A 25,697-nucleotide genomic window follows, 5' to 3' on the forward strand; every position below is an offset into this window, starting at 1 on the left:
ATTCAACACCCCACTAGCAGATTGATATTTTTGGAATAAATTATGGATTTAGCCAAATTTAATTTTGAACCCTCAGTGATTACGGACTTTATGCAAAGTGCCATCATTGATATTGGTGATGAATTACAACTGTGTGTTGAAGTTGGTGGCAATCCTGATCATCCGCCCTTGCTACTGATTATGGGCTTAGGCTCGCAGTTAGTGTTTTGGCCCGATAGTTTTGTCAAAGGCTTGATTGATGCAGGCTTTTTTGTGATTCGTTTTGACAATCGTGATATCGGGCTATCCTCAAAAATCGCCCGACCCTTCCCCCGTTTTCCCGTCAACAATGTCAAAATGATGCTGCGTATGCAAGTGGGTTTGACGAACCGTCATTTTCCTGTGGCGTACAACTTATTTGACATGGTGGAAGATACCCGCCGCTTGCTTGATAAATTAGCGCTCAACAATGTGTATGTGGTGGGGGCATCCATGGGCGGGATGATTGCGCAAATTTTGGCTGCCAAATACCCAAAACGCGTGTCGACACTGGGTCTCATGTTTACCAGTAACAACAAGCCATTTTTACCACCCACCAAGCCCAAGCAGCTGCAAACCCTACTGTCACATCCCAAAACCACCCAAATTGATGACGTGGTCGCATACGGCGTGCGGTGTATGCAGCGTATCGGCTCGCCCAATCATGTGGACGAGCAAGAAGTAGAAAGGCTCATTCGTTTGCGGTTTGAACGTAGTTATCACCCACGTGGCGCACTCCAGCAGCTGCAAGCAATATTAGCCACGGGCTCTATTGTTAAATTCGACCAAAAAATCAAACAGCCAACCATTATCATTCATGGGGAAAAAGATGGGCTGGTGCCATCGGCGCATGGTCGGGCGATTGCCAAAGCGATTGCGCACAGTGAGTTCCATTTGATTAAAGACATGGGACATGATTTGGCAAAACCCTTTATCCCTGCGATTGTCAAACTACTAGCCGATCATTATATGAAGCATGCTTAAGTCGCTAATTTAATAGCCGCCACAATACAAACAGCACTGCAATCACATAAAAAATCGGTGCAAGCCAGCTACTCACCTGCCAAATGGCATGACTGGCAATCATTTGCGCGATAAACAACGACCCCACAAACCCAAGTATCGCCAGCCAATCCTGCTGACGACTTTTGAGCATATCTGAGCGAATTTGCTGTATTTCACGCAGCTGCTGATCTTGATGACCACCCAGATTTGACAGACTTTGCAAACTGTTATCCAGCAATTGTGGCATGTCATTGAGACTCAGTAACAATTCAGGTAATTGCTTGCGTAGCTCGCCAATTTTTTGCATCGGGTCAAATTGCTGCTTCACCCAGCCTGTCAAAATCGGTTTGGCGAGCGACCAAATATCAAGCTCAGGGTATAAATCCCGTCCTAAACCTTCCACATGCACTAGCGTTTTAAGCAGTAGCATTAATTGCGGCGGTATATCCAAATGATAGCGACGCGCAATATCGAGCACCGACATGAGCACGCCTGCAAAATCAATGTCGTTGATTGGCTTACTAATCATCGGTGACACGGTGCGGCGCATATCGCGCATGAGGGCGTACTTATCGGTATTGGGTGGAATCCAGCCTGCCCGCGCGATGATATCCACCAGACCGGTAAAGTTATTGTTCATTACCGATAGCAAAAGCCTTGCCACAATCATTTGGTCAGCTTTAGACAGCTCGCCCACGATTGAGCAATCAAGGGCGATGTAGCGGGGATTGGGATTTGGGGTATCGGCGGGCAGCGTTTCAACAAACACATTGCCAGGGTGCATATCGGCATGAAAGAAATTATCCCGAAACACTTGCGTGAAAAAAATCGTTAATCCTTTTGCCGCAAGTGCCGCCCTATCATATCCAAGCGCATCAAATACTTGGGTTTGCGAAATCGGCACCCCAACAATGCGTTCCATCACCATGATGTTTTTGCTGGCTTGATAAACTTCAGGCACATACATCATCGATGAACCCAAAAAGTTGTTACGCATTTGGGTGGTATTGGCAGCTTCAAGGGTTAAATCAAGCTCATTGAGCAAGACTTGCCGATAATCTTCAACGATATCGATAATATGTACGGCACGCGCCGCTTCAATCCGTGCTGACGCCCACCCTGCCAAATCGCGCAATAATTCAAAATCTTCAATAATCTGTTCGCGGATGGTTGGGCGAACTACTTTAACCACCACTTCACGCCCATCATGCAGGCGTGCGGTGTGTACTTGGGCGATGGATGCCGCCGCTAACGGTGTGCCATCAAATCTAGCAAATAGCTGGTTGATAGGTTGCCCCAAACCGCCTTTTTTTGTCGATTGTTCAATTTGCTCGATAACCGTATCGACACTAAAGGGTTTCACCCTGTCTTGCAAATGCACCAACTGCTCAATAATCTCAGGGGTGACCAAATCACGACGGGTGGAAAGCAGCTGCCCTAATTTTAAAAACAGCGTGCCCATCTCCTCAAGTGCTAGCCTAACCCCGTCTGGATTAGGTTTTTGAAAATAACTGGCAGGGTGCATACGGATAAGCTTGGCAATGGGCTCAAGCTGCGGCGTATCTTCAATAGGTAGATGCGTATCAACACGATAATGAGCGGCAATGCGCCACAGTTGTAAAAGACGTTTGCGATGATTTAGTAACACGTTGGCAACTCGTTAGAAAGCTTATCAATGGTGGGAATTCTAGCATGATATAAGCAATTTTTTAATGGTTAAAAAAAAGACGGGGATTTAACCCGTCATTTTGATTGTGCAAAAGCGAATTTTGCAATAAATCTACGCTTGTAATCTACTTTTCTAATAAAGCCGCTTGCTGTTGCTTGATGGCATCGAGTCTGGCTTGTTCACGTTCAATATCCGCCCGCAGTTTTAGCAGCTGTTGTTTTAACTCATTGCCTGCATTGGCATCAATACTTGCATCGTTGGTTTTCCACTCTCTGATATTGGCAATATCGGCAAACATCTCTTTGGCAGGTGCAGCAATTGTGCCTTTTAGGTTGGCTAACAGATTAGACAGTTGACTTGCCATCGGCAGACCAATCAGCGGTTGCAGTTTATCAATGATATCAGGGTCAAACCCGGCGACTAACTGTTTGACTTGCATCAGCACTTTATAATCGCCCTCAATCGGCAGATTGCCTTGTGGTTCACCCATCAAATTGAGCAAATGCACAGGATTGTCCACTTTGACAACACAATCAGGTTTGCTTACCACAGCGCTACCTTTAGGTTCAAAAACATCAACCGTCACAGGTTCAAAGCGAATGTGGTCATCATTAAAAATCGTATCAAATTCAATGGCTGGCTCTGCCATCACTAGGCGCAAAACTTTACCCGATAATGGTTGTAACCCTGCTTGGGTGATGGAGTCAGTGGCAATCGCTAAATTAACCAATTTTTCAATGCCTGCGAGTAGCAATACAGTAAACATCTGATTCTCTTTTAGTATATAAATTTCAGTGAGCTATTATATTTTTCGCCATCAGTTACTTTTTAAACCCACGATGTACCGCCACGATACCGCCTGTTAAGTTGTTATAGTCACAATTGACAAAACCTGCGTCTTCCATCATGCCTTTTAGGGTGCGTTGGTCTGGGTGCATACGGATAGACTCTGCCAAATACTGATAGCTTTCGCTATCATTCGCCACCAATTTACCCATGAGTGGCAATGCGGTAAATGAATACAAATCATACACTTTACCAAATGGCTCAAACACAGGTTTTGAAAATTCTAAAATTAGCAAGCGACCACCTTTTTTGAGCACCCGATACATCGAGCGCAGTGCCGCGTCTTTGTCGGTGACGTTGCGTAGCCCGAAGCTAATTGTCACCAAATCAAAACTTTCATCGTCAAATGGCGCCAGCGTCTCAGCATTGGCTAGTACAAAGTCGACGTTACTACAGCCTGCATTGAGCAGACGCTCACGACCGGCCTCTAGCATCGCTTCATTGATATCGGACAATACCACATGACCTGTGCGACCCACCTCTTTACTAAATGCTTTTGCCAAGTCACCTGTGCCCCCTGCGATATCTAGTACCCGTTGACCTGCACGCACGCCCGTTAGGCTGATGGCATAGCGTTTCCACAGACGATGAATACCGAATGACATTAAATCATTCATGATGTCGTATTTTTTGGCAACAGAGGTAAACACTTCTGCTACTTTTTCTTGTTTTTCAGCTTTTTTGACGGTTTTGTAGCCAAAATGGGTTTCTTCATTACCATCAGTGGCTTCGGTGTGCGGATTGTAGATAGCTGATTTATCAAAACCGCTAGTTGATTGCGCTGACGACTCATTGGGGATAGCGTCATTTGGGGTAGCGGATGCAGGGCGAGTGAGCTGCTGACCTTGCGGCACGGATTCTGGCAAATCAGCTGTGCCAGTAAATTGACGGTTGATGGTGGTGTCAGCTGTCAGTGACTGTTGTACTTGGCTATTGAGTTTGTCATTGGCTTGGAGGCTGTCTTTAACCAAGCTGTCTTGGATTGAATTATGGTTATTGTCGTTCATGTGGTTTCCTAGTGAGGTCATCGCCAATCACAAATTGGCAAAGTTAAAAGCGCAAAGGTACTGCAAAATTTTTTTCTATTTTATCACTAAACATCAAAGGGATGTTCTTTGCCAGCATGCACATTGGTAATGATTTGCAACTCTTTTTCACAAAATGGCTCGATAAAGGCGCCAATACTTTTAATCGGTTTGATGGCAGCAAAGCCTTCGGCGATAAAGTCATATAACGGCTGAAAACCTTTTTTGTACGCTGTGCCTTTGGCAAGTGAAAATGCTTTTTGTAAGATAAATGATTTAAGATATTTATCCGTGCGATAGCACATTTGTTTGAGGTCAGCAATCTGCTGGCGTCTTGCCGACTCTGCATTGACGGATTGATAGGCTTTAATCATGGATGGCTCATCCACGGATAAATGATTCTCTTGTAAATACTGGGCAAGCTGCAGATCAAGCTTAATGGCGTTAATCGCTTCGATAATACCGGCTGCCCCTGTGCTCACGGCATTGGCAGGGATGAATTTTTCTAGTTTTTCAGCCTTTTGTACCATGCGCTCTAGCTGTTCAGCGAGCACGTTGAATTTTTCGCCCCCATACAGTTGGTCAATTAAAAATTCCCCCATGGCTTGGTTGTTGGCGCTGGCAAATAAGGCTTGGTGGGTTTTATGAATACGACTGCGTTGCCAGGCTTGTACTTCACTGAGTTTTTGCGCTAACTGGGTATCGCTGTGGTATGGAAGGGCGCGGAATTGTTTTAAATCTTGTTCTAATTGGCTTAAGCTGCTCATAGGGCCTCGATTTTTTTGCAAAATTTTTAAATTCAAAACAGAGAAACTGCAGTTTATCCATTGTATAAACCCACAGTAAAATGAAGTTTTGTGCCGCATTACCTTAATGTAAATCTACCAAAAATACAAATCGTAAATTGTTCAAGAGTAGGATAACTGCTATCTTTTAAAAAAATGAAGCGGTCATTAGCAAAATTTCGGGTATTTCCCTAAGAAGGTCGTATGCCAACGCAAAATAGCAACAGTTTAAACAATAGCTTAGATAACAACTTAAATAGCAACTTGGATAATAACAATACAGCCGCGTCAGCACCCACCAATCACGCTGCCAAATCTGTTAAATCTACCAAAACCGATAAAGCTCACAAAACGCCACCTGCAACCCTTGAGGCACAATTAAGTTTTGACTTGATTACCGAGCAAACCACCTTACGCGAGCAACGGGCTGGCAAAAACTCGCGCGGGCTACTAATCTTGGTGAATGGCATGGAAAATTCGGGCAAAGGCGAAGCGGTTAAAGCGCTAACCGAATGGATGGACGCACGCTATATCAAGGTTCACGCCACCATGGGACAGCATCCCAGCCGCTACCAACCTATTTGGCAACGTCACACATGGCAACTGCCTAGAAAGGGTGAAATTGCGGTGTATTTTGGCAACTGGTACGCTGACTTGATTCGTTATGTGTTTGACTGCGGCGATGATATAGATGAACAGCGCTTACAGCAAATGATTGAAGACATTGAGGCGTTTGAACAAGATTTGGTCAATAACAACACCGATATCGTCAAATGCTGGTTTTCAGTTGATAACAAAACCCTAAAAAAACGCTTGACCGATGAAGAGCCTGACCCTGAGCAGTTGTATCATTTAGATTGGTTTCGAAAAAAAGATGTGAAACGTTTCAAACGCTTTAGCAGCAAACTGATGGGGTTACAATCAAGCTGGCACCACATAGATGGACAGGATATTGATGCCTCAAACATCCAATTTGCGAATGTTGTATTAGCAGCGCTGCAAACCATGAACCAACTATCTGCAGCCGATGATGCCCAAGACAACCCAGCAAAAGCCGACAAATCAGCTAACCCTAAAACGGACAAAAATCCTTTTAAACCCACCCCTCTGATTGGTGAGTTGGTTAGCGTCGATAACCAAACATTAGCAAAGGCAGACTATAAAGAACAACTGCATAGCAAACAACATATACTCGCTGAACTGATTCGTGAGCGAGGTCAGCGCCATATCATCTTTGTCTTTGAAGGGATGGATGCCGCAGGCAAAGGCGGTGCAATACGCCGCATCATTGCCCCACTCGACCCGCGTGAATTTACCATCCACGCTATCTCTGCACCGACCGAAGATGAATTAAAACACGCCTATCTGTGGCGTTTTTGGACGCGCCTGCCCCATGATGAAATGGCAGATGTGGATATAGCGTATTTATCGCAAAAATTCAAACGCAATAAATGCGTCGCCTTACTCAAACAACGCCTGCATAATAGCCGAGTGACCATTTTTGACCGTAGTTGGTATGGTCGGGTACTCGTTGAGCGTATTGAAGGCTTTGCAAAAGAGGCAGACTGGCAACGTGCTTATGACGAAATCAATCGCTTTGAAAACGACTTGGTACAGAGCAACGCCATTGTGGTCAAGTTTTGGCTCGCTATCAGTGAAGATGAAGAACTTAAACGGTTTAAAGCGCGTGAAGAGACGCCCAATAAACAGTTTAAAATTACCGATGATGATTGGCGTAACCGTGCCAAATGGCATGAGTACGTGCAAGCCGCTTCCGACATGATTCATTTAACCCACCATAAAAAACGCCCATGGTATGTGATTGCTACCGATGATAAATATACCGCGAGGCTCAAAATCCTTGACGCTATTATTTCCGAGCTATCTAATAATTTATAACGCGTTATCTAAAAATTTATAAACTGTTCACAGTCTGCCTTTTTACTTTACTATTTTGCTATATCCCAAAACTGTCTACCCAACTTGATGAAAGATAATGATTTTGGTGGACAGTTCCCCTATAATATCGTGTTTGATTTGATTATTTAGCCTGATTAGTTATCCTTAATAAATCCATCTAAACTGCAAGTGAGCAATATGGAATCTTTACGCAATTTTTTGAAAGGTTGGATGGGCAAAGCCTTGCTCGTTCTTTTTTTACTTCCTTTAGCCATCACGGGGTTTGAGTCAATTGTCCGTAGCGGAGATGACCCCAATGCTGTTGCCAAAGTTGCAGAGTTAAATATCGATAATGCTACCTTGCAAACCATGATTAACAATCGCCGCGAAACGTTGCTTGAGCAAGTGAACGGCGATGCAAGCCTACTTAATAGCGATAAATTACGTGAGCAGATGCTGCACAATTTGATTGACCGTTATTTGATTATCAACCAAGCCAACCAGCTTGGTTTTACTGTATCGGACGCCACTATCACCCAAATGTTGATGGCAGAAAAAACCTTTCAAGACGCCAGCGGAAAATTTTCTAACGAGTTGTTTGCTAGCTATTTAACCAGTCGCGGCATGACCAAAGAACAATTATTTGATTCGGTTCGTCAAGACTTGTTAGTGACTGCCTTTAGCCGCGGTATCATTAATACAGGGATTTTTGCGCAAGGGAGTATTGATAAACTGATGTCAATGCAGTCTGAGTCGCGCCCTGTGCAAGTGCTACGCTTAGACTGGCACAGCTTTGCGCCGCAGGTGCAAGTGACGCCGCAAGAGATTGCAAGTTATTATCAAAAAAACCAAGCGACACTTAAATCTAGTGACATGGTGGATTTAACTTATTTAGAACTCAATAAAAATGCCCTGCCTGTTGCTGCCCCAACAGCTCAGGAATTACAACAACAGTATCAAAGCTATTTGAAAAATAGCAACAACCAGACCGAATACGAATTGGCAATGATTTTGATGAATGGCGCTCAAGCACAAGCCACCTTAACCTCATTAAAAAGTAAACTTGATGCCAACCAAGCGGATTTTGCGGCACTTGCCAAACAGTACTCGCAAGATGAAGGTAGCAAAAACGATGGCGGCAATATCGGTCCGATTACCCAATCGATGTTCCCCAATGATTATGACACCATCATGACCCAAATCAAGACTCTAAAAGTCGGTCAAGTCACGAGCCCCATCAAAACCAACTATGGCTATCATTTATTCAAATTGGTAAAAATCAATGGTCAAACCCCACCAACCATTGAAAGCTTGACGCCTGTGTTAACCGAACAAATTATGGTGCAAAAGCGTGAAGCCGCCTATCAAGATTTGATTGGTAAAATCAACAATGACGCAGTCGCTGGTGCTACTATCACCGAGCTTGCCAATCGCTATAAATTAACCGCCAAAGCGATTAAAAACTACCCTAAAACCAATAACTCGTCTGCTCTCAATCAACCTGCCATTGTAGCGGCGGCATTTGAGCCACTCGCGCTGCAAGAAGGCAGTGTATCAGTAGGCATAGATGTCTCTGATAAAGTGGTATGGTTACAATCGACCAATCACCGCACCAGCAAACTCATGACACAAGCCGAAGCCGAGCCGGTTATCAAAGCCAAACTTATTGAAGATAAAGCAAAAAGTTTAGCCGTGGCAGAGGCCAACGCCATCGCTGCCAAAGTCAAACAAGCCAATTCAATCGTGGCGGCGGGTGCCCCATTCCAAGATTTAGGGATTGTGACTCGTCAAGATAGCAAACTGACCGATGACGAGCGTGGTGTGGCATTTAGTCAACCTGCTCTGAACAATCAACTAGCGGTCATGACGCGGCCTACTGTATCGGGTGCGAGCGTGATTGTTGGTGGTGTTATCAGCAATGATAACGCGCAAATCACACCGCAAGTCAAACAACAAACTGCCCAAATCGTGCGCGAAAATATCGGTCAGTCTCAGTTTGAGGATTATTTAGCATACCTAAAATCCATCACTCAAGTCACGGTTAAACCGCAGACTGCTGCGCCATAATATGCTGTGAATATATATGCGCTGAATGAATCAGCGCCTTGTTCTAGCAATAACGAGTGTTTAGCGATACGTAGCGCCATAAAAAAAGGCTTACTAACGATAATTAGTAAGCCTTTTTTTATTGGTTGGTATTAATGATTTTCAGAGGCGTGATTGATGGTATATTTTGGAATTTCAATGGTCAAATCTTGATCTTCGATGATAACTTGGCAAGACAGTCTTGAATCTGGCTCTAGCCCCCAAGCGCGATCTAGCAAATCAGCTTCGATATCATCCATTTCCTCTAAACTATTAAAGCCTTTTCGCACGATAACATGGCAAGTAGTACAAGCTTTTGACATATCACAAGCATGCTCAATTTTCACGCCTTTTTCTAGCAAACCACGGCATAGATTATCGCCCTCATTGAGTTCAATCTCTGCGCCAGTAGGGCAAATTTGGTGATGCGGTAATACAGTAATTTTTGGCATAGCAATCTCTTAACGATTAATAGTCTTATGTATTCAAAATTAATTTGACCAATCCGCGGTTGAAGTGCCTTTCATGGTTTCATTGACCGCTTGGTTCATGATAAGTGCAGCAAAATCATCACTATGAACTTTTAGCTGCGCGCTCGCTGTTTCTAGCTGGGCTTGTTCAGCACCATCAATCGCCTGTTGAACATCAGCCATCGAGGTTTGCAGCGTATTTTTCTGCTCATCGGTTAATAAAAAGCCAAATTCTGCAAGCGCGGATGCTAGCGCCAATAATTCTCGTTTTGCTTCTACTTGACTTTCAATCAAGCTGCGCTGCAGTCGATCTTGCATGGCAAAATCAAAACCTGCTTTGAGCAATTTTTCCTGCTCATCTTCTGACAATCCATAAGACGGTTTGACTTGAATTTGGCTTGCTTTGCCCGTTGTCAACTCTTTAGCCCAGACGGTTAACTGACCATTGGCATCAATTTGAAAAGTGACTTCGATACGCGCCAATCCTGCTTTCATCGCTGGAATGTCAGTCAGTTTAAACTGCCCTAACGAGCGATTGTCAGCCACCGTATCGCGTTCACCTTGTACCACATGGATAATCATACCATTTTGGTTATCTTGATAGGTTGTGAATACCTGTTTACGCGTCACAGGAATTGGCGTGTTACGCGGAATAATCACTTCAGTGAGACCGCCCATGGTCTCAAGCCCCAAGGATAAAGGCGTGACATCAAGCAACAACACCGTATTTTGCTGTTGTCCGATTAATTGGTCAGCATATTTGGCTGCGCCTAACGCGACGACTTCATCTGGATTGATGCGTGACAGTGGCGATTGGTTAAACGTTTCTGCTACGATTTGCTGAATCAATGGCATTCGTGTCGAACCACCTACCAATACCACTTCATCAAGCTGAGACGTCTCAAGTCCAGCATCACGTAGCACTTGCGCACACACCGCTAATGTACGGTCAGTCACAGGCTGGATGATTTGACGAAGATTGCTTTGGGTTAACACAATATCAAAAGTTTGACCGCTCATTGAAAGCTCGGCAGTCACTTGGTCTGCTTTTGACAACTGCTCTTTGAGCGTGCGAGCCTGTACGTTTAGCAGTTGTTTTTGATGGTTATCAATGCTTGATGGATGCAAGCCTGTTTGTTGAATGAGCCAATTAGCGATCAAGCGATCAATATCGTCGCCACCCAGTGCGCTATTGCCACCCGTTGCGAGCACTTCATACACACCGTGATTGAGCTTTAACACCGATACATCAAACGTGCCGCCGCCCAAATCATAAATGAGATGATAAGCTTCGTTTTGTGTTTGGTTCAGCCCATACGCCATCGCGGCAGCCGTCGGCTCGTTTAATAAGCGAATCACATGAATGCCTGCCAATTTAGCCGCATCTTTGGTGGCTTGGCGCTGTGCTTCATCAAAATAAGCCGGCACCGTAATCACCGCACCCACAATACTATTGTCAGGTAACGCCAATTTTGCCCGATCATACAGATGTTTTAACAAGATACTTGATACTTCAACAGGATTTTTGGCACCTTGTGGGGTTTGGATACTTGGCATGACGTCGACATCACCGACTAATTCGTAAGGATGATTGAACTTAATATCCTTGATGCTTCGACCCATAAACCTTTTGACCGAGCGTACAGTATAGCTTGGCGCTTGCTCTGCCATTGCTTCCGCTTGACTACCTACCAAAGTTTCTGGATTGCCATTGTCATCTAAGCCAAAATATACTACTGATGGTAAAAGCTTTTGGCAATCGATACCTTTTACCTGATTAGCAATTTGACTGTCGTCATTGGCGTTATTGTCACTAGATTGACACTCACTAACTTTATCGCCAATCACTTGTGGCTCACCTGAACGGACTACCGCTACAATTGAACGCGTGGTTCCTAAATCAATTCCTAAAGCAAAACGATGCGCATGGGGCTTGGCACTTTGATTGGGTTCAGCGATTTGTAATAACGACATAAATTGGACCAATTAACAAATAGAAAAAATAATTTGAAGATAAAACCAGCTTAGGTTATATCTTTATAGAAAGTCAAAACGGATGGTATTATAAATTAAAAATATGATAAACCAAATAAATTAACCAACGCTATGACAACTTACCCTTTAATCATGATTTACACATACAGATCGTCATCATTATCAAAATTCTGCTTGGCTAATTCATCGGTGGTTTTTGCCACATCTACTTGCAGTTTAACCAAAAACTGCAGTTTTTGAATGATATCTATCGCTTGCTTGGTTAAGGCATCATCATTAGCCTCAGCTGCATCTGAGTTATCAATTTTTTGATAAACTTCGTCAAAAGCAAGTTGATAATTATTTAGCCATTCGGTAAGTTTTTTGCTAAGCAAGGTAATACTTTGGCTATCAGCATCGTCTAAATCGATACGAAATGACATGGCATCGTCTAAAAAGTCCAAATCACGAATCGGCTGGTTAATAGATTGTGAAATGCCTTTGAGTGCCAATAAATGTGACGCGCGAGAATCAGGGTTTTTAAGCGTATTGTAGGCTTCGTTAATAATAGCAGACGCTTGCTCAGGCTTTAGTGCGGATAATTTGGCGACTGATTCACGCAAAAAACCATCAGTGTTAGCAGGTGGTAAAAGGTTTTGCTCAGATACAGACGCATCAAGATTATTATCAGGATGGAACTTAGATTGAAGTTGACGAAGGGTCTGCTGAAGCTTGGCTATATCAATTTGATAGTGTTGGGGTAAATTCATCAACTCAAAATAATTAACCATTTTCAATTTCCCCTACCCAACCCTGACTATAATAAAGAACAAAAAAATTATTAAAAATTAAACAGTGAAAGATTCACCACAGCCACACTCACCTTTTTGGTTTGGATTACTAAATTTAAAGCCTTCGTTGAGACCTTCTTTGACAAAATCCATTTTCAAACCATTAAGATAAACCAAGCTTTTTGGATCGACAAATACACTAACCCCGTTGCTTTCAAAACGTTGGTCGTTAGGGTCTGGCTCATCAACAAATTCCAGTACATACGCTAAGCCGGAACAACCTGCGGTACGGATACCCACACGGATACCTTCGCCATGACCACGGTTTTGTAAAAAATCGCGTACATGTTGAGCTGCATCGTTTGATAATTCAATCACTTTACTACCCCATCTACTAATTTCAATCTTTAAGCGACTCACTTTAAGTAACTGAGCCAAAGTCTTATTGAGGATGAGTCAATAAGACTTTTAGAATCGTACAATCAATCAAGCATTGGCTTTAGATTTATAATCTTCAATCGCTGCTTTAATTGCGTCTTCTGCCAACACTGAGCAGTGCACTTTAACCGGTGGCAAGGCTAGCTCCTCTGCGATATCTTTGTTTTTAATTGCGCTAGCTTCATCCAGGGTTTTGCCTTTAAGCCACTCTGTCACTAATGAGCTTGATGCAATGGCTGAACCACAACCATAGGTTTTAAAGCGCGCATCTTCAATGATACCGTTATCACCCACTTGGATTTGCAGGCGCATCACATCACCACACGCTGGGGCACCGACCATACCGGTACCGACATTTTTGGCATCTTTATCTAAGTTTCCCACATTTCGTGGATTCTCATAATGGTCAAGCACTTTATCACTGTAGGCCATTTCATTTTCCTTTTGGCTGGTTACGTCAAACGTAACTGACTAATCTTTACTTATTAATTCAATTGAATAAATTTTTAATGGAAATTAATTTTTAATTCAAATTAATGTTCATTCCATTCCACACTATTTAAATCAACGCCTTCTTTATACATATCCCAAAGCGGTGATAAAGCGCGTAATTTTTCAACCGCGGTTCGCATCTCAGCAACCGCATGGTCAACATCTTCTTCGGTGGTATAACGTCCCAAACTAAAACGAATTGAACTGTGAGCAAGCTCATCTGATAATCCAATCGCACGTAATACATAGGAAGGCTCAAGCGTCGCTGATGTACAAGCAGAACCCGATGAAACGGCAAAATCTTTCAATGACATCATCAACGATTCGCCTTCTACAAAGTTAAAGCTGATATTGACGATATTTGGAATGCTGTGATTGATGTCACCATTAAGATAAACCTCATCAAGCTCTTTTAACCCATCCCATAGACGTTGACGCAGTTTTGTCAGTCTGGCTTCATCTTCTGCCATACGTTTGCCCGCAATGGCAAAGGCTTCACCCATTCCTACAATCTGATGCGTTGCCAAAGTACCTGAACGCATACCACGCTCATGACCACCACCTTGCATTTGTGATTTTAGACGCACACGCGGTTTACGGCGAACATATAAGGCACCAATACCTTTAGGACCATAAATTTTATGCCCAGAAAAACTCATCAAATCAACTTTTAATTGTTCCAAATCAATCGGGGTTTTACCGGCTGCCTGTGCCGCATCGACATGAAAAATAATACCTTTTTCACGTGTGATTTCACCAATCGCCGCGACATCTGTTAACGTGCCAAGTTCGTTATTAACCATCATCAGGGTCACTAAAATGGTATCTTCACGAATAGCCTCTTTGACTTGATCAACTGTAATCAGACCTGTCTTTGGCTGTGGGTCTAGATAAGTGATTTCAAAACCTTCTGTTTCTAATTCACGGCAGACGTCTAGCACGGCTTTATGTTCAATTTTACTAGTAATGATGTGTTTGCCTTTACCACTATAAAACTGTGCCACCCCTTTAATCGCTAAATTGTCTGACTCAGTGGCCCCTGAAGTAAATACAATTTCACGTGGATCGGCGTTGATTAATTCTGCAATTTGCTCGCGTGCGGTTTCAACCGCTTCTTCCGCTTGCCAACCAAACCCGTGCGAACGCGAGGCAGGATTACCAAACACGCCATCAAAGGTCATGTATTTCATCATCTTTTGGGCGACTTGCTCATCAATTGGTGTGGTCGCGGCATAATCTAAATAGACTAATTTATTCATGCTAACAAATTCTCCCCGGAATTTTGTTGTAAGGTTTTGCTGTTGTTACTAACTTTATTGCTGATTTTCTTTGATCGTTGCGATACGGGTGCATCTGTAATTGGGTTTACCGCAGACTGATTTTTATCCTGCATATCTTCAACCATTAAAATTTGACGCTCAGAAATCTCACGGATAATTTGACGATTAATGAGCGTATCTAATGTCACGGTGGACAGATAATTTTCAATTTGCTCTGACAAGCCATTCCATAAATCATGGGTTAAACACATGGCGCCATCTTGACAGTTGCCCTTACCTTCGCAAGCTCTGGCATCAACCGACTCATCCACTGCTGAAATAATACTCATAATTGAGATTTCATTGATGGGTTTGGCAATATGGTAACCACCTGATGCCCCACGAGTGCTTACCACCAAACCTTTTTTACGCAGCTTTGAAAACAACTGCTCAAGATAAGAAATAGAAATCTCTTGACGTTTTGCGATATCAGACAATGACACAGCCAATTCATGTTTTTGCTCTTGCAATGCCAAATCTAGCAGCGCCGTCACTGCATAGCGTCCTCGGGTTGTCAATCGCATAATAGCCCCACTTAAGTTAAAAATTTAAATCTGTTAAAGCATCGTAAGCTGTGAAAACGCGTTTTATGGTTGGTAGGACTATTATATGAAAATCCGAGTCTTTTAGTCAAGATTAATTCTTACTAAAACACTCGGATTTATTTATTTCTCGAATTTATTTACTCAATGATGAGCACTTTCTTATTAAAGTAATTTTTTCATCAAAGCAATATAGGGGAATGGGTGTTATTTTACCGCCCAGCCAATCGCGCAAATAACGAATAATACAAAAAATGCGATTGCCGCGCGTTTCATCCATTGATTTTTACTTTTTAATTCTACAATTTGTGCTTCAAGTGCGGTGTTTTGCACCGCTGCGGCGTTGACTTGGCTATTGAGTGCCTCAACTTGTTGTTTATAATCAGTGTCGGTTTTGGTCGGCTTTTTGGTTTTTTGCTTATCTTTATCACCTTTGACTGCCTTTGTGATGACTTGTAATAACTGATTGATACCAATTTGATGTAAAAAAGCCTTCACCTCTCCCATCTTTTGTGCTTCGCCGCGAATTTGTAGCTGCTCGATGGCTTTAGGCTGGTTGGTAAATAAATTTTGGGCGATTTGCCAAGTAAAGCCATTGATGGTCACATCGACCTGCTGAGAAGGCTGTAATTGGCTGTCTAGCAAAATACCATTAACCGTAAAGGTCATATAAAAAGTGACGCTTGGGACATAAGCATGAATACGGACGACGGTATTGGTAGTGGCTAAAGGATAAACAGTCTTACGAAGATCTGCGTCAAAACGTAGCAACAGGGTCAGCAAGGTTTCAATAATCACTAATACCACATTGAGCGCTGTCGTGGCTATATTGCTTGGGGCATTGGTCGAAGTTTGAAAATTATCGTTCATTAAATTTCCACAAAATTAATCAAATATGGGTTTTGTAATTTGTCGATAGTGTAACTTCAAAAGGTTGTTAATAACATTAATTATTGTAAGTCTGGTATAAAACAATGCTAGTCGTTCAATATTCATATTGGCTGCTAATAAAAGCATAATGGCTAGATTGATTTTAGCCATATGGTTTTATATAACAAGTTTTAGCGATTTTTGTTGAAAAAAAATGTTATCGTTTGGTGTGCCAACTACTATATTTTGCAAAAACACGTTAATCAATGCTTAATTCCACAGAAATTATGCTTAAACTGCTTGTGAAGCCGTTGGAGTTTACTTATAATCGAATCATAATTACTTATGCAGCACTTGATACTTAAGGCTTTGAGCCTCATTGATTGCCAAGCGTGTGCTTTGTATATATAACGTTTATTTTCATCCCTAAAAATTTGAAGGATATTCTTATGAATAAGTCAGAATTAGTTGATAGCATTGCTAAAAAAAGTGGTCTTTCTAAAGCCCAATCAACTGAAGCATTAAATGCCTTTATCGCAACGATTGGCGAAGCGATGAAAGCCAATGATACTGTATCGCTCGTTGGCTTTGGTACGTTTAGTGTCAAAGAACGCCAAGCACGTACTGGCCGTAACCCACAAACTAAAGAAGAAATCCAAATCCCAGCAAGCAAAGTCCCAAGCTTTAAAGCAGGCAAAAGTTTAAAAGATATCGTTAACTAATTAACCCTTATCTCTTTATAGCTAAAAAAGCGTATTTTTAATTAAATACGCTTTTTTATTGTCTTATAATTTCCTTACTAAGTATAAAAACTGAGTAAAAACTTAAGTAAAAAACCACTATTTTTACATAGTGGTTTTTTATTTTATAAACTATAGTTAACCTATTTTGGCACAGTAAGGGTTTGACCCACTTTTAGCGACGCTGTTGGTGACAAGTTATTTAGACTAGCCAGTTCTTTAGGGCTGACGCCAAAGCGTCCTGCCAAAGAAATTAAGCCTTCGCCTGCTTTAACTTTATAGGTTGTTGTGGTTTTCGGGATTTTGATGTTTTGACCAATCAATAACGACTCATTACCTTTTAAATTATTTAAGGCGGCAAGTTCGCTTTTGGAAACGCCATATTTTGCACTCAAGTTTGTCAGGCTATCACCAGATTTTACTTGGTAGCTTTGCGTATCACCACGGCTATATTTGCTTACTGGTTTTGACGCTGGCTTGTTATCATCTTCTGATTGGGTATCTTTGGCTGTTTTGGTCTCTTTTTTTGTTTCTTTTTTGCTCTCTGGTTTTGCAGAGTCCTGCTTGCTCATCGGTTCGCGGGTCGCTGTCACGCTAGCCACCGTACCCAATCCTGCTTGAGGAATAACCAGTTTTTGCCCTTGAATTAAATTTGCCGTCGGTTTTAGATAATTGGCTTTGGCTAAAGCTGCTACCGTTAAATCAAAGTTATTGGCGACGCTACCTAAGCTATCACCTGGGCGTACCGTGTAGTTAATCGATTTGCCAGCTAGCGCATATTTGACCTTTTCAACTGTGACAGGCACGATGATGACTTGCCCTTTTTGCACACGATAATTGGTGTTAAAACCATTGATATCGGCAATGTCTTTGGGCGATACGGATAATCTATCAGCGATACCCGACAAGGTATCACCCGTCTGAACCGTATATCGACTTGATACCGGTTGCACTTCGGCTCTAGTAGGAGCAGGCTTTTGCGCTCCGGGCTGTGCCACTGGTGGCTTGGGCATTTTGTCTGGAATTAACCACAAATTTTGGTTGGTACGAACTTGATAAGTTACAGGCAAATTATTAAATTTTGCTAACTCACTGACATTTAAATCAAACTTGTCGGCGATGCCTGTCAAGGTATCCCCCGCTTGCACGATATAGCTATTGGCTTTACGTTTTGGCGCTTCCGCTACTTTGCTTTCGATAGGTTTGGCGTTGTATAAGTAAAGTGTTGAACCTGCTAGTAAGGCGGCATTTGGATCAATTTGGTTCCATTCAGCGATATCTCGCCAATTTACGCCCATGCGGCTGGCGATAGTTGCCAAGTTGTCGCCAGCTTTGACTTGATACGTGCTGCGGGTGCCGCTCGGACGTTTTTTGGCAGCCGGTTTGCTAACTGTGGCAGGTTTGCTCGTGGTTGCTTGCGCCGTGCTTGGTGCTTTGCCATTTAAACTCGATGATTGGGTAATTTTGACCTCTTTTGGCAACACCACGGGTGGTTCTTCGTAAGTGAGTTTTTTGGTCTCACCTTTGGCTTCTAGCACAGATTGCTGGGTCTGAATGGCATTGAGCTTGATATGGCCATCGGCAGGGTTAATGGCTTGCTCTACTTGTGGTGCGGTTTGTTCGATTTCTTTAGCAATTAAGTTACGCTCTTGATTGGACAAAGGCGGCTCTTGCACAACGGTGTTATTGGCAGTGACAATCGCTGAAGTCGTTGGTAGTGTATTGCTAGACTGCATTTCAGCGGTCACCATTTTTTGCTCAGTGGCGGTAATCGGCGGTTCTTTGATTACCGTATTACGGCTTTGGATACTTGGCGCACTAGGAATGGGGGCGATATAAGTCGTGGTTTGGTTTTTAACCATACTAGTTGCCATCGCCGCCAAGTCGCTGCTAGAGGATGGCAAGGTAACTTTTTCTTTTTTGCTATAGGCTTGTTGGGCGGCAGTGAGCGAATCACCTTGACTTGCGGTTGTGGTTCTAGTTTGGTTGCCAAAGTTTGTCGGCGGTGTGTTATAAGTAGATGTAGTAGTTTTAGGAGTGACATAACTATTGTTTGCCAAATAACCTTGCTGACTCATATAACCATTACCCCGTAATTGGGTGATTTTACGGTCAATTGATTCATTGAGATCATTGGGAATCAGAATACGGCTTGGGCCTGACATATCTACCGTACCTGCAATTAACGCAGGATTTAGGGCACGCAGTTCATCGTAGCTTACGCCTGTCAAACTACTAATTTCATACAAGCTCACGCCAACATTGGCAGGGACACTTCTAAAATGTTGACGGTTCGCAATTGCGGGTAAATACACATTGTAGGTACTCGGATTTTTGACAATTTGCGCCACTGCCAAAAATCGAGGAACATAGTTCATCGTTTCAGTGGGCAATTTGAGCGACCAATAATCCGTGGGTAACCCCCGTGCTGCATTGTAATTAATCGCAGATTGGACACGGCCTGGACCGGCATTGTACGATGCCAATGCCAACTCCCAACTACCAAACTGGTTATACAAGGCGGTCAAAAAGTCATAAGCAGCACGGGTTGACTCAATCACATCACGGCGACCATCAAAGGTGCTGGTTTGATTCAACCCATAAATACGACCTGTACTTGGAATAAACTGCCATAACCCTGCAGCCGATGCATTACTGTTGGCATTGGGGTCATAAGAGCTTTCAATCACAGGCAATAATGCCAGTTCCGTTGGAATATTGCGACGCTCAGCTTCTCGCACCGTGTAGTATAAATAGCGGCTAGCACGCGCTGTTAAGCGGTTTAGATAGTCTTGGCGGCTAATAAACCAACTTTTTTGCGCTTCAATACGCGGATCGTACACATTCGAGTTCATACGAAAATTGACGCGCAATCTATCCCATAGATTACCATAGCGCTGAACCAACAAAGCGTTATTCTCTACCATGCTCATGTCGGTGGCTTCAAGAAGCCCTTCAAGTTCATCCAAACTATCCATATCCAGTAGGGCGGCATTTTCTTGCGCGCTACGCACCGTGCTTTTGCTGTGACTGGATGATCCAATCATAGGTTTACCGGCTGGACTGGTGGTGCTGGTGGTTGGCGCACTGCTACAGGCTGCCAAAATAATAGAGGAAATAGCTAAACTTAACGGTTTGATAGTTTTTTTTGATGAATGGCTTATCGAAAGCAACATGATAATTCCTAGCTCTTTTTTGCAATTTAGATGTAGGACATATATCCATCCCCTAGAGTAAAACTATGGAAGAATATAAGCTAAAATTTGACATTATAAATAAAAAAACGGCTGTGATTTCAAGCCAGTGAAATTAAATATTGGCTGAAATTATACTAGAATCCATAAAAAAAGTGGCACAAAACTTTTGTACCACCCTTTTTAACACCACTAAATTAGTGCTTTTCAATCACAAGTTGGCTAATCGCCCTGGACAATAACACTGAGTTACCGCTTTCAGCGAAGGTAATACGTGAAGTTGTTACTAAACGTGTCGTTACGTTATTTTCGACGATGACTTCTGTGGTTATCGCATCTGCCTTAGCCTGGTTACCGCTAGATACCACGTTGTTTAATTGTATATCATAGCCATATCGCGTTGCTTTTGACCAGTTGTTTTGCAAGAGGTTTAGATAATTGCTTTTATTTAAGGTCGTGGTTTTTCCTTTACGCGACACAGATATCAAGGCATCATCAGCCACTAGGCTTGCAACGCGCGAAATGCTCTTAGCATTTGCTGCAGCCGCCATCGCCGCACCGTAATTATCGATATCACGCTGGGTGATTTCAGCGTTTGCCAGCGTTGGGACGGTTAACGAAGTCGCGATGACTACACCTAGCCATAGTTTTGACCTTACCTGCTTTCGGATTTTATCAATCGGTTGAAAATTTAACGTGATAGTCATGAGATTTTCCTTCAATTGGTAACACCAATTGTTTGACCCTAAAAGAAATAATTTGTTACAACTAAGCATAGCATAACCATTAACTTTATTGTTACGTCATTGTTAATAATCAAGCATAAAATAGTGAATAATTCCGATAAAAATTTTTGACCTTATTATCCAAAACCATCCAAAATCGCTGGATTTTCTACTCACCGTTCATCTTCCTAGCGCTGAATTATTTCAGCAAACAAGGGTTAATCATTTATTAATTTGGCTAAATCGGTTATCATTACAGGTTGTTTTTATCACTGTTTTATGACTAAATCTCAATTGAAGGGTATTTTAACTATGCTACTTACCGCTATTTTAGCATTTATCCAATCTGCCCATGCGGAAGGTGCGGCGGCAGCGCCTACTGGAACAGGTGCTTCCACCATCATGCAAATGCTATTGCCATTGGCTTTTTTTGCTATTTTTTACTTCATTATTATCCGACCACAAAGCCGTCGTAACAAAGAGCATCGTCAAATGATTGATGCCATTAAAGAAGGCAATGAAGTGGTATTTGCCGGTGGCTTGATGGGAAAAATCAAAAAGCTTCAAGGTGAATATGCGGTTGTTGCATTAAATACTACCCAAGAGGTGATGGTGCAACGAGCCTCAATCATTTCGGTATTGCCTGTGGGTACCATTGATAGTCTTAAATAATTGCTGATGCAGCTCACCTGTCAGGTTGGCGACCTAGCATTCTGTTAAGTTGCCAACTGGCTATTATGATATTGTACTGCCTTGTTGATCGCGGTTAATAGCCCTAGTAGAACAACTAGTTACCTAAAAAAAATCAAGTTTAAGAAGTCAAGATTATGCACTACCCTGCTTGGAAATACTTTTTAATCGGCATTGTGCTGCTACTGAGCACCCTGTATGCCCTACCAAACCTTTATCCAGACAAGCCCGCCGTTCAAATCACGGGGGCTTCCGCTAGTACCACATTGACCAATGATGTGCTAAAACAAGCGGAAACCATCCTAAATGCCGCCAATATCCCAACTAAAAACAACAGTTTTGATGGTAAATCAGCTTTGTTAAAAATTGGTGATGAGTCGACTGAAACGCAGCTTAAAGCGCAACAAGTGCTAAAGGAAAAGCTTGGCGATAATTACGTGGTAGCACTGAACTTGGCGCAAACCACGCCAGCATGGCTACGTAATATTGGCGGCAATCCTATTAAATTAGGCTTGGACTTGCGAGGTGGTGTACGGTTTGTACTAGAAGTCGATATGAGCAAAACCGTCTCTCAGCGTTTGGAAAACTTAGCCCGAGATATCCGTACAGAGCTACGCAACCAAAAAATTGCCGTGACCAATTTACAAGCAGGGCAAAATAATCTGACGTTAAACTTTGTCGATAATGCCGCGCGTGATCAAGCCATTAATGTGTTACGTAGTCGCTTTGGGACAAATTACGAGTTACAACCGCTCATCAATGCAGGGGGTCCAGCAATTAACATGACCTTGACCCAGTCGACGATTTCACAAATCTCTCAAGATGCGGTCACCCAAAACTTGACGACTTTGCGTAACCGTATTAATGAGCTAGGCGTGGCTGAAGCCGTGGTGCAATCACAAGGTGCCAATCGTATTGTGGTGGAATTACCCGGGGTACAAGATACCGCAGAAGCCAAACGGGTCATTGGTCGTACCGCCAATCTCGAATTTCGTATGGTGTCTGAGCAAAACAATACTTTCCAAGCCAATCCATCTGGGGTATTGCCTGCAGGCACTGAAGCCTATTCATTTGGTGAAGTCGACAGCCCACAAAAAACCTTATTGGAACGTCAAGCTGTGGTGACCGGTCGAAACGTACAGGATGCCCAAGCAGGGATGGATCAAAATGGTCGCCCTCAAGTCAATATCACGCTGGATAACGCAGGCGGTCGTTTGATGCAAAATACCACAGCCAAATCGGTGGGCAAACAAATGGCGGTGCTGTTTATTGAAAATAAGCAGCGTGTCACCTTCCAGCCAGACCCAGTGACGGGTCAAAATAAAGAAGTAAGAACACCTTACGCAGAAAGCCATATTATCAATCAAGCGACCATTCAAGGCGTCTTTGGCTCAACTTTCCAAATCACGGGCTTAGATAGTAATGCAGAAGCCTCAGAGCTGGCTTTGTTACTTCGTGCAGGTGCGCTAGCGGCGCCCATGTATTTTGTTGAAGAACGTACTATTGGTCCATCATTGGGGCAAGATAACATCCAAAAAGGTATGTTCTCTACCCAAGTCGGCTACTTACTCGTGTTCTTATTTATGATTATCTTTTATCGTTTATTCGGCTTAATTGCCAATATCGCGTTGATTTTTAACTTAATGATGATTTTAGCCATCATGTCATTGATTGGTTCTGCCCTAACCTTGCCGGGTATCGCAGGTATCGTGTTAACCATCGGGATGGCGGTGGATGCCAACGTGCTGATATTTGAACGCATCCGCGAAGAGCTTGCTAACGGCGCCAGACCCAAATCTGCGATTGTGGCGGGTTTTAACCGCGCATTTACCAGTATTTTTGATGCACAGCTGACTACCTTGATTGTCGCTTTTATTTTATTTGCGATTGGTACAGGTCCGATTAAAGGTTTTGCTGTCACCTTAGCCATAGGTATTGCCAGCTCTATCTTCACCTCAGTGACTGTCACGCGTGCACTGGTACAGTTAGCTTATGGCTACCGCAAAACTGTCAAACGCCTAAGTATTGGTTAAGGAGCGAATAATGAATGATGACAAGTTAGAGGATCTAGACGGTTTAGACGGTTCAGAACCCATCAATCCCGAGCAAAAACTCTCAGAGCTGGGCGTACGTCGTAGTGATGAAATGGCATCAAATACACAGCACCGCAAAACGCCGCGCCGTAATGGTAAAGGGGTGAATAAAAATTTGGTCAAGCAGCCTGCCAACTCCTCCGATACGACAACCCAAAACGCTGGGTTAGCGGTGGCTAATGCTGCCAGTGCTGAATTTTCGGCAGAGGGTTTTGGCGGTGAAAAACTCTTTGCGGGTCGGCGTATTATTGATTTTTTAAAGGTAGCTAAACCTTTTGCCATATTATCCGCCATCTTAACGATTCTGGGTTTGGTCGCTATTTTAACCAAAGGTTTAAATCTAGGCTTAGATTTTACTGGCGGTGTGTCAGCCACGGTTGTTTATGAGCAACCCGTGCAACAAGCCCAAGTTCAGTCTGCCTTAGCGAGCCATAAAATCAATGACAGTGTGGTGCAATATTTGGGCAGTAACAAAGAAATTCTGGTACGCCTGCCGCCGCAAAAACAAATCGAAGGGTTATCAAACTCTCTCGATACTGCGTTAGATTTACCCAACAATAATGCCACCATCAAGAACATTGACGTGGTTGGCAGTCAAGTAGGTAATGAAATTTACGTCAGCTCCTTGGGGGCAACGGCACTGGCATTAGTGTGTATGTTTATTTATGTGATGGTGCGTTTCCAAGCCAAATTAGCCTTAGGCGCAGTGTTGGCGTTATTTCATGATAGTATTATCACCGTGGGTATTTTCGCACTTTTCGGATGGCCGTTTGATTTGACCGTGCTTGCCGCCGTGTTATCACTGATTGGTTACTCGATTAACGATACCATCGTCGTCTTTGACCGTATCCGTGAGAATTTTCGCCGTGTCCGTGGTGCCAGCCCAACGCAAATTGTCAATTTATCGCTCACTGAAACGCTCCGTCGTACCATTATGACCATTTCAACGGTGTTGCTGGTGGTAGTCGCGATGCTGCTGCTTGGCGGCGAAAGCTTACATTGGTTCTCTGTAGCATTACTCATTGGCTTGATTTTAGGTACTTTCTCATCGGTGTATATCGCCAGTGCGATTCCACTGTGGCTCGGTATGTCGCGCAAAGACTTTATTGTCGAAGTCAAACCAGAATTTGTTGAGGACGAAGTGGTTTTTGAAGACCGCAATGCGCCTATATATGACAACAAAGTAGTAGATAATCAATAAATGGGTTGAGCGGTAAAATACCCTACTTGCTAGGGTATTTTTATGGCTAAAATTTAAAAAAGAATAGCAATGATGAAAAATGAATGGATAAAAGATGGGTTATGGCAACAGGCGTTTAAAGTAAGTTTTCCTGTGGCAATGGGTTATATCCCCGCAGGGATTGCCTTTGGCGTATTGTTTGTGGCAGCAAAACTGCCTATATGGGCGGCGATTTTATCTAGTGTGGTGTTATATGCGGGTGCGGCGCAATATGCTTCTATTGCGCTGTTAGCGGGCGGGGTTGGAGTCTCAACCATCGCCAGCAATACCTTAGCGATAAATTTGCGCCATGCTTTTTATGCCATTCCTTTGTTAAAACAATTACCAACCAATCCTATCAGTCGATTTTATTGCTTGTTTGCGTTAACCGATGAAACTTTTTCCGTGTTAACCACCCTTCATGAAAATGAACGCCAAAGGCTGATACTACCGGTGAGTTTGCTCAATCAGTGTTATTGGGTTATCGGTACCATATTGGGGATTTTGCTGGGTGCAGGGCTCAATGATTGGGTGCCTCATTTGGATTTTGCGTTAGTGTGCTTGTTTGCTATTTTAGCCTACGAGCAGTTTAAAGCGGTCAAGGCTTACTATCCCATATTCATCGCCATCATTGCATTTATAGCGGCGTTTTATTTTATATCCGATTGGTTGCTACTATCAGCGATTTGCGTGAGTTTGGGACTCATTATCATCCACTTTTTTATGAGCAATAAATCTGCTCATGAGCAAGCTCTCTGACAGTTCAAACTATCTGACAGCTCAACCGCCAAAAAAATTTATCCATTAA

At 43.0% G+C, this 25,697-nt stretch carries 21 protein-coding genes and 1 pseudogene; 8 read left to right on the forward strand and 14 right to left on the reverse strand.

What is annotated here, in order from left to right; genetic code table 11:
* The first annotated feature begins 42 nt into the window (after positions 1 to 42).
* Positions 43 to 1,002: an alpha/beta fold hydrolase gene (locus RT034_RS00395; RefSeq protein WP_313012294.1), complete on the forward strand. Its 960-nt coding sequence runs from the start codon at positions 43 to 45 to the stop codon at positions 1,000 to 1,002.
* Between the two features lie 4 nt (positions 1,003 to 1,006).
* Here the strand turns inward: RT034_RS00395 and RT034_RS00400 are convergent, their stop codons facing one another.
* From RT034_RS00400 to RT034_RS00415, 4 genes are all read right to left on the reverse strand, one after another.
* Entirely contained in the window at positions 1,007 to 2,671 is a 1,665-nt protein-coding gene (locus RT034_RS00400) for an ABC1 kinase family protein (protein ID WP_313012297.1), read from the reverse strand.
* Positions 2,672 to 2,816: 145 nt separating this feature from the next.
* A complete protein-coding gene (locus RT034_RS00405) occupies positions 2,817 to 3,458 on the reverse strand; it encodes a ubiquinone biosynthesis accessory factor UbiJ (RefSeq protein ID WP_313012299.1) in 642 nt (213 codons plus the stop codon).
* A 55-nt stretch (positions 3,459 to 3,513) separates the two neighbouring features.
* The gene (gene ubiE, locus RT034_RS00410; protein WP_313012300.1) at positions 3,514 to 4,545 is read right to left on the reverse strand and encodes a bifunctional demethylmenaquinone methyltransferase/2-methoxy-6-polyprenyl-1,4-benzoquinol methylase UbiE; all 1,032 of its coding nucleotides are present in this window, start codon (positions 4,543 to 4,545) and stop codon (positions 3,514 to 3,516) included.
* Positions 4,546 to 4,631: 86 nt separating this feature from the next.
* Positions 4,632 to 5,330, reverse strand: a complete 699-nt coding sequence (locus RT034_RS00415) for a DUF8198 family protein (RefSeq protein WP_313012302.1) — start codon at positions 5,328 to 5,330, stop codon at positions 4,632 to 4,634.
* A 222-nt stretch (positions 5,331 to 5,552) separates the two neighbouring features.
* Here RT034_RS00415 and RT034_RS00420 point away from each other — a divergent pair, with 222 nt between their 5' ends.
* Both RT034_RS00420 and RT034_RS00425 read left to right on the forward strand, forming a co-directional pair.
* Positions 5,553 to 7,247 (forward strand): ATPase, encoded by a 1,695-nt coding sequence (locus RT034_RS00420; RefSeq protein ID WP_313012304.1) that lies wholly within the window; start codon positions 5,553 to 5,555, stop codon positions 7,245 to 7,247.
* A 198-nt stretch (positions 7,248 to 7,445) separates the two neighbouring features.
* Positions 7,446 to 9,314, forward strand: a complete 1,869-nt coding sequence (locus RT034_RS00425; RefSeq protein WP_313012307.1) for a SurA N-terminal domain-containing protein — start codon at positions 7,446 to 7,448, stop codon at positions 9,312 to 9,314.
* Positions 9,315 to 9,445: 131 nt separating this feature from the next.
* Here the strand turns inward: RT034_RS00425 and fdx are convergent, their stop codons facing one another.
* The 8 genes and pseudogenes from fdx to RT034_RS00465 form a co-directional block, all read right to left on the reverse strand.
* Complete coding sequence (gene fdx / locus RT034_RS00430) at positions 9,446 to 9,784, reverse strand: ISC system 2Fe-2S type ferredoxin (RefSeq protein WP_036597564.1); 339 nt, start codon at positions 9,782 to 9,784, stop codon at positions 9,446 to 9,448.
* Positions 9,785 to 9,823: 39 nt separating this feature from the next.
* On the reverse strand, positions 9,824 to 11,776 hold the full coding sequence (gene hscA, locus RT034_RS00435; RefSeq protein ID WP_313012311.1) for a Fe-S protein assembly chaperone HscA: 1,953 nt from the start codon (positions 11,774 to 11,776) through the stop codon (positions 9,824 to 9,826).
* A 158-nt stretch (positions 11,777 to 11,934) separates the two neighbouring features.
* Positions 11,935 to 12,567: a Fe-S protein assembly co-chaperone HscB gene (locus RT034_RS00440; protein ID WP_313012314.1), complete on the reverse strand. Its 633-nt coding sequence runs from the start codon at positions 12,565 to 12,567 to the stop codon at positions 11,935 to 11,937.
* A gap of 57 nt (positions 12,568 to 12,624) precedes the next feature.
* Complete coding sequence (gene iscA, locus RT034_RS00445) at positions 12,625 to 12,945, reverse strand: iron-sulfur cluster assembly protein IscA (protein WP_065252641.1); 321 nt, start codon at positions 12,943 to 12,945, stop codon at positions 12,625 to 12,627.
* 108 nt (positions 12,946 to 13,053) lie between these two features.
* Complete coding sequence (gene iscU, locus RT034_RS00450) at positions 13,054 to 13,437, reverse strand: Fe-S cluster assembly scaffold IscU (protein WP_050324430.1); 384 nt, start codon at positions 13,435 to 13,437, stop codon at positions 13,054 to 13,056.
* Positions 13,438 to 13,538: 101 nt separating this feature from the next.
* Complete coding sequence (locus RT034_RS00455) at positions 13,539 to 14,756, reverse strand: IscS subfamily cysteine desulfurase (protein ID WP_065252640.1); 1,218 nt, start codon at positions 14,754 to 14,756, stop codon at positions 13,539 to 13,541.
* Between the two features lie 152 nt (positions 14,757 to 14,908).
* Positions 14,909 to 15,340: pseudogene (locus RT034_RS00460) on the reverse strand (Rrf2 family transcriptional regulator); the annotation flags it as partial.
* Between the two features lie 225 nt (positions 15,341 to 15,565).
* A complete protein-coding gene (locus tag RT034_RS00465; RefSeq protein ID WP_313012318.1) occupies positions 15,566 to 16,228 on the reverse strand; it encodes a hypothetical protein in 663 nt (220 codons plus the stop codon).
* A gap of 449 nt (positions 16,229 to 16,677) precedes the next feature.
* On the opposite strand from RT034_RS00465, the gene RT034_RS00470 reads away from it, so the two are divergent.
* Positions 16,678 to 16,950, forward strand: a complete 273-nt coding sequence (locus RT034_RS00470) for an HU family DNA-binding protein (protein ID WP_099808014.1) — start codon at positions 16,678 to 16,680, stop codon at positions 16,948 to 16,950.
* A gap of 161 nt (positions 16,951 to 17,111) precedes the next feature.
* Here RT034_RS00470 and RT034_RS00475 read toward each other — a convergent pair whose 3' ends face one another.
* Positions 17,112 to 20,144, reverse strand: a complete 3,033-nt coding sequence (locus tag RT034_RS00475; RefSeq protein ID WP_313012321.1) for a LysM peptidoglycan-binding domain-containing protein — start codon at positions 20,142 to 20,144, stop codon at positions 17,112 to 17,114.
* Positions 20,145 to 20,359: 215 nt separating this feature from the next.
* Positions 20,360 to 20,869 (reverse strand): hypothetical protein, encoded by a 510-nt coding sequence (locus tag RT034_RS00480; RefSeq protein ID WP_313012323.1) that lies wholly within the window; start codon positions 20,867 to 20,869, stop codon positions 20,360 to 20,362.
* A gap of 345 nt (positions 20,870 to 21,214) precedes the next feature.
* Between RT034_RS00480 and yajC the strand changes: the two genes are divergently transcribed.
* From yajC to RT034_RS00500, 4 genes are all read left to right on the forward strand, one after another.
* Positions 21,215 to 21,559 carry a preprotein translocase subunit YajC gene (gene yajC / locus RT034_RS00485; RefSeq protein WP_081454568.1) on the forward strand — a complete coding sequence of 115 codons (345 nt, stop codon included), beginning with the start codon at positions 21,215 to 21,217 and terminating at the stop codon, positions 21,557 to 21,559.
* Positions 21,560 to 21,714: 155 nt separating this feature from the next.
* On the forward strand, positions 21,715 to 23,610 hold the full coding sequence (gene secD / locus RT034_RS00490; protein WP_313012324.1) for a protein translocase subunit SecD: 1,896 nt from the start codon (positions 21,715 to 21,717) through the stop codon (positions 23,608 to 23,610).
* Positions 23,611 to 23,620: 10 nt separating this feature from the next.
* Positions 23,621 to 24,871: a protein translocase subunit SecF gene (gene secF / locus RT034_RS00495; RefSeq protein ID WP_409566268.1), complete on the forward strand. Its 1,251-nt coding sequence runs from the start codon at positions 23,621 to 23,623 to the stop codon at positions 24,869 to 24,871.
* 69 nt (positions 24,872 to 24,940) lie between these two features.
* A complete protein-coding gene (locus RT034_RS00500; protein WP_313012325.1) occupies positions 24,941 to 25,648 on the forward strand; it encodes an AzlC family ABC transporter permease in 708 nt (235 codons plus the stop codon).
* Positions 25,649 to 25,697: the final 49 nt, after the last annotated feature.

The organism is Moraxella sp. CTOTU48841 (genome assembly GCF_032061225.1).
In the GTDB taxonomy this organism is placed as follows: domain Bacteria; phylum Pseudomonadota; class Gammaproteobacteria; order Pseudomonadales; family Moraxellaceae; genus Faucicola; species Faucicola cinerea.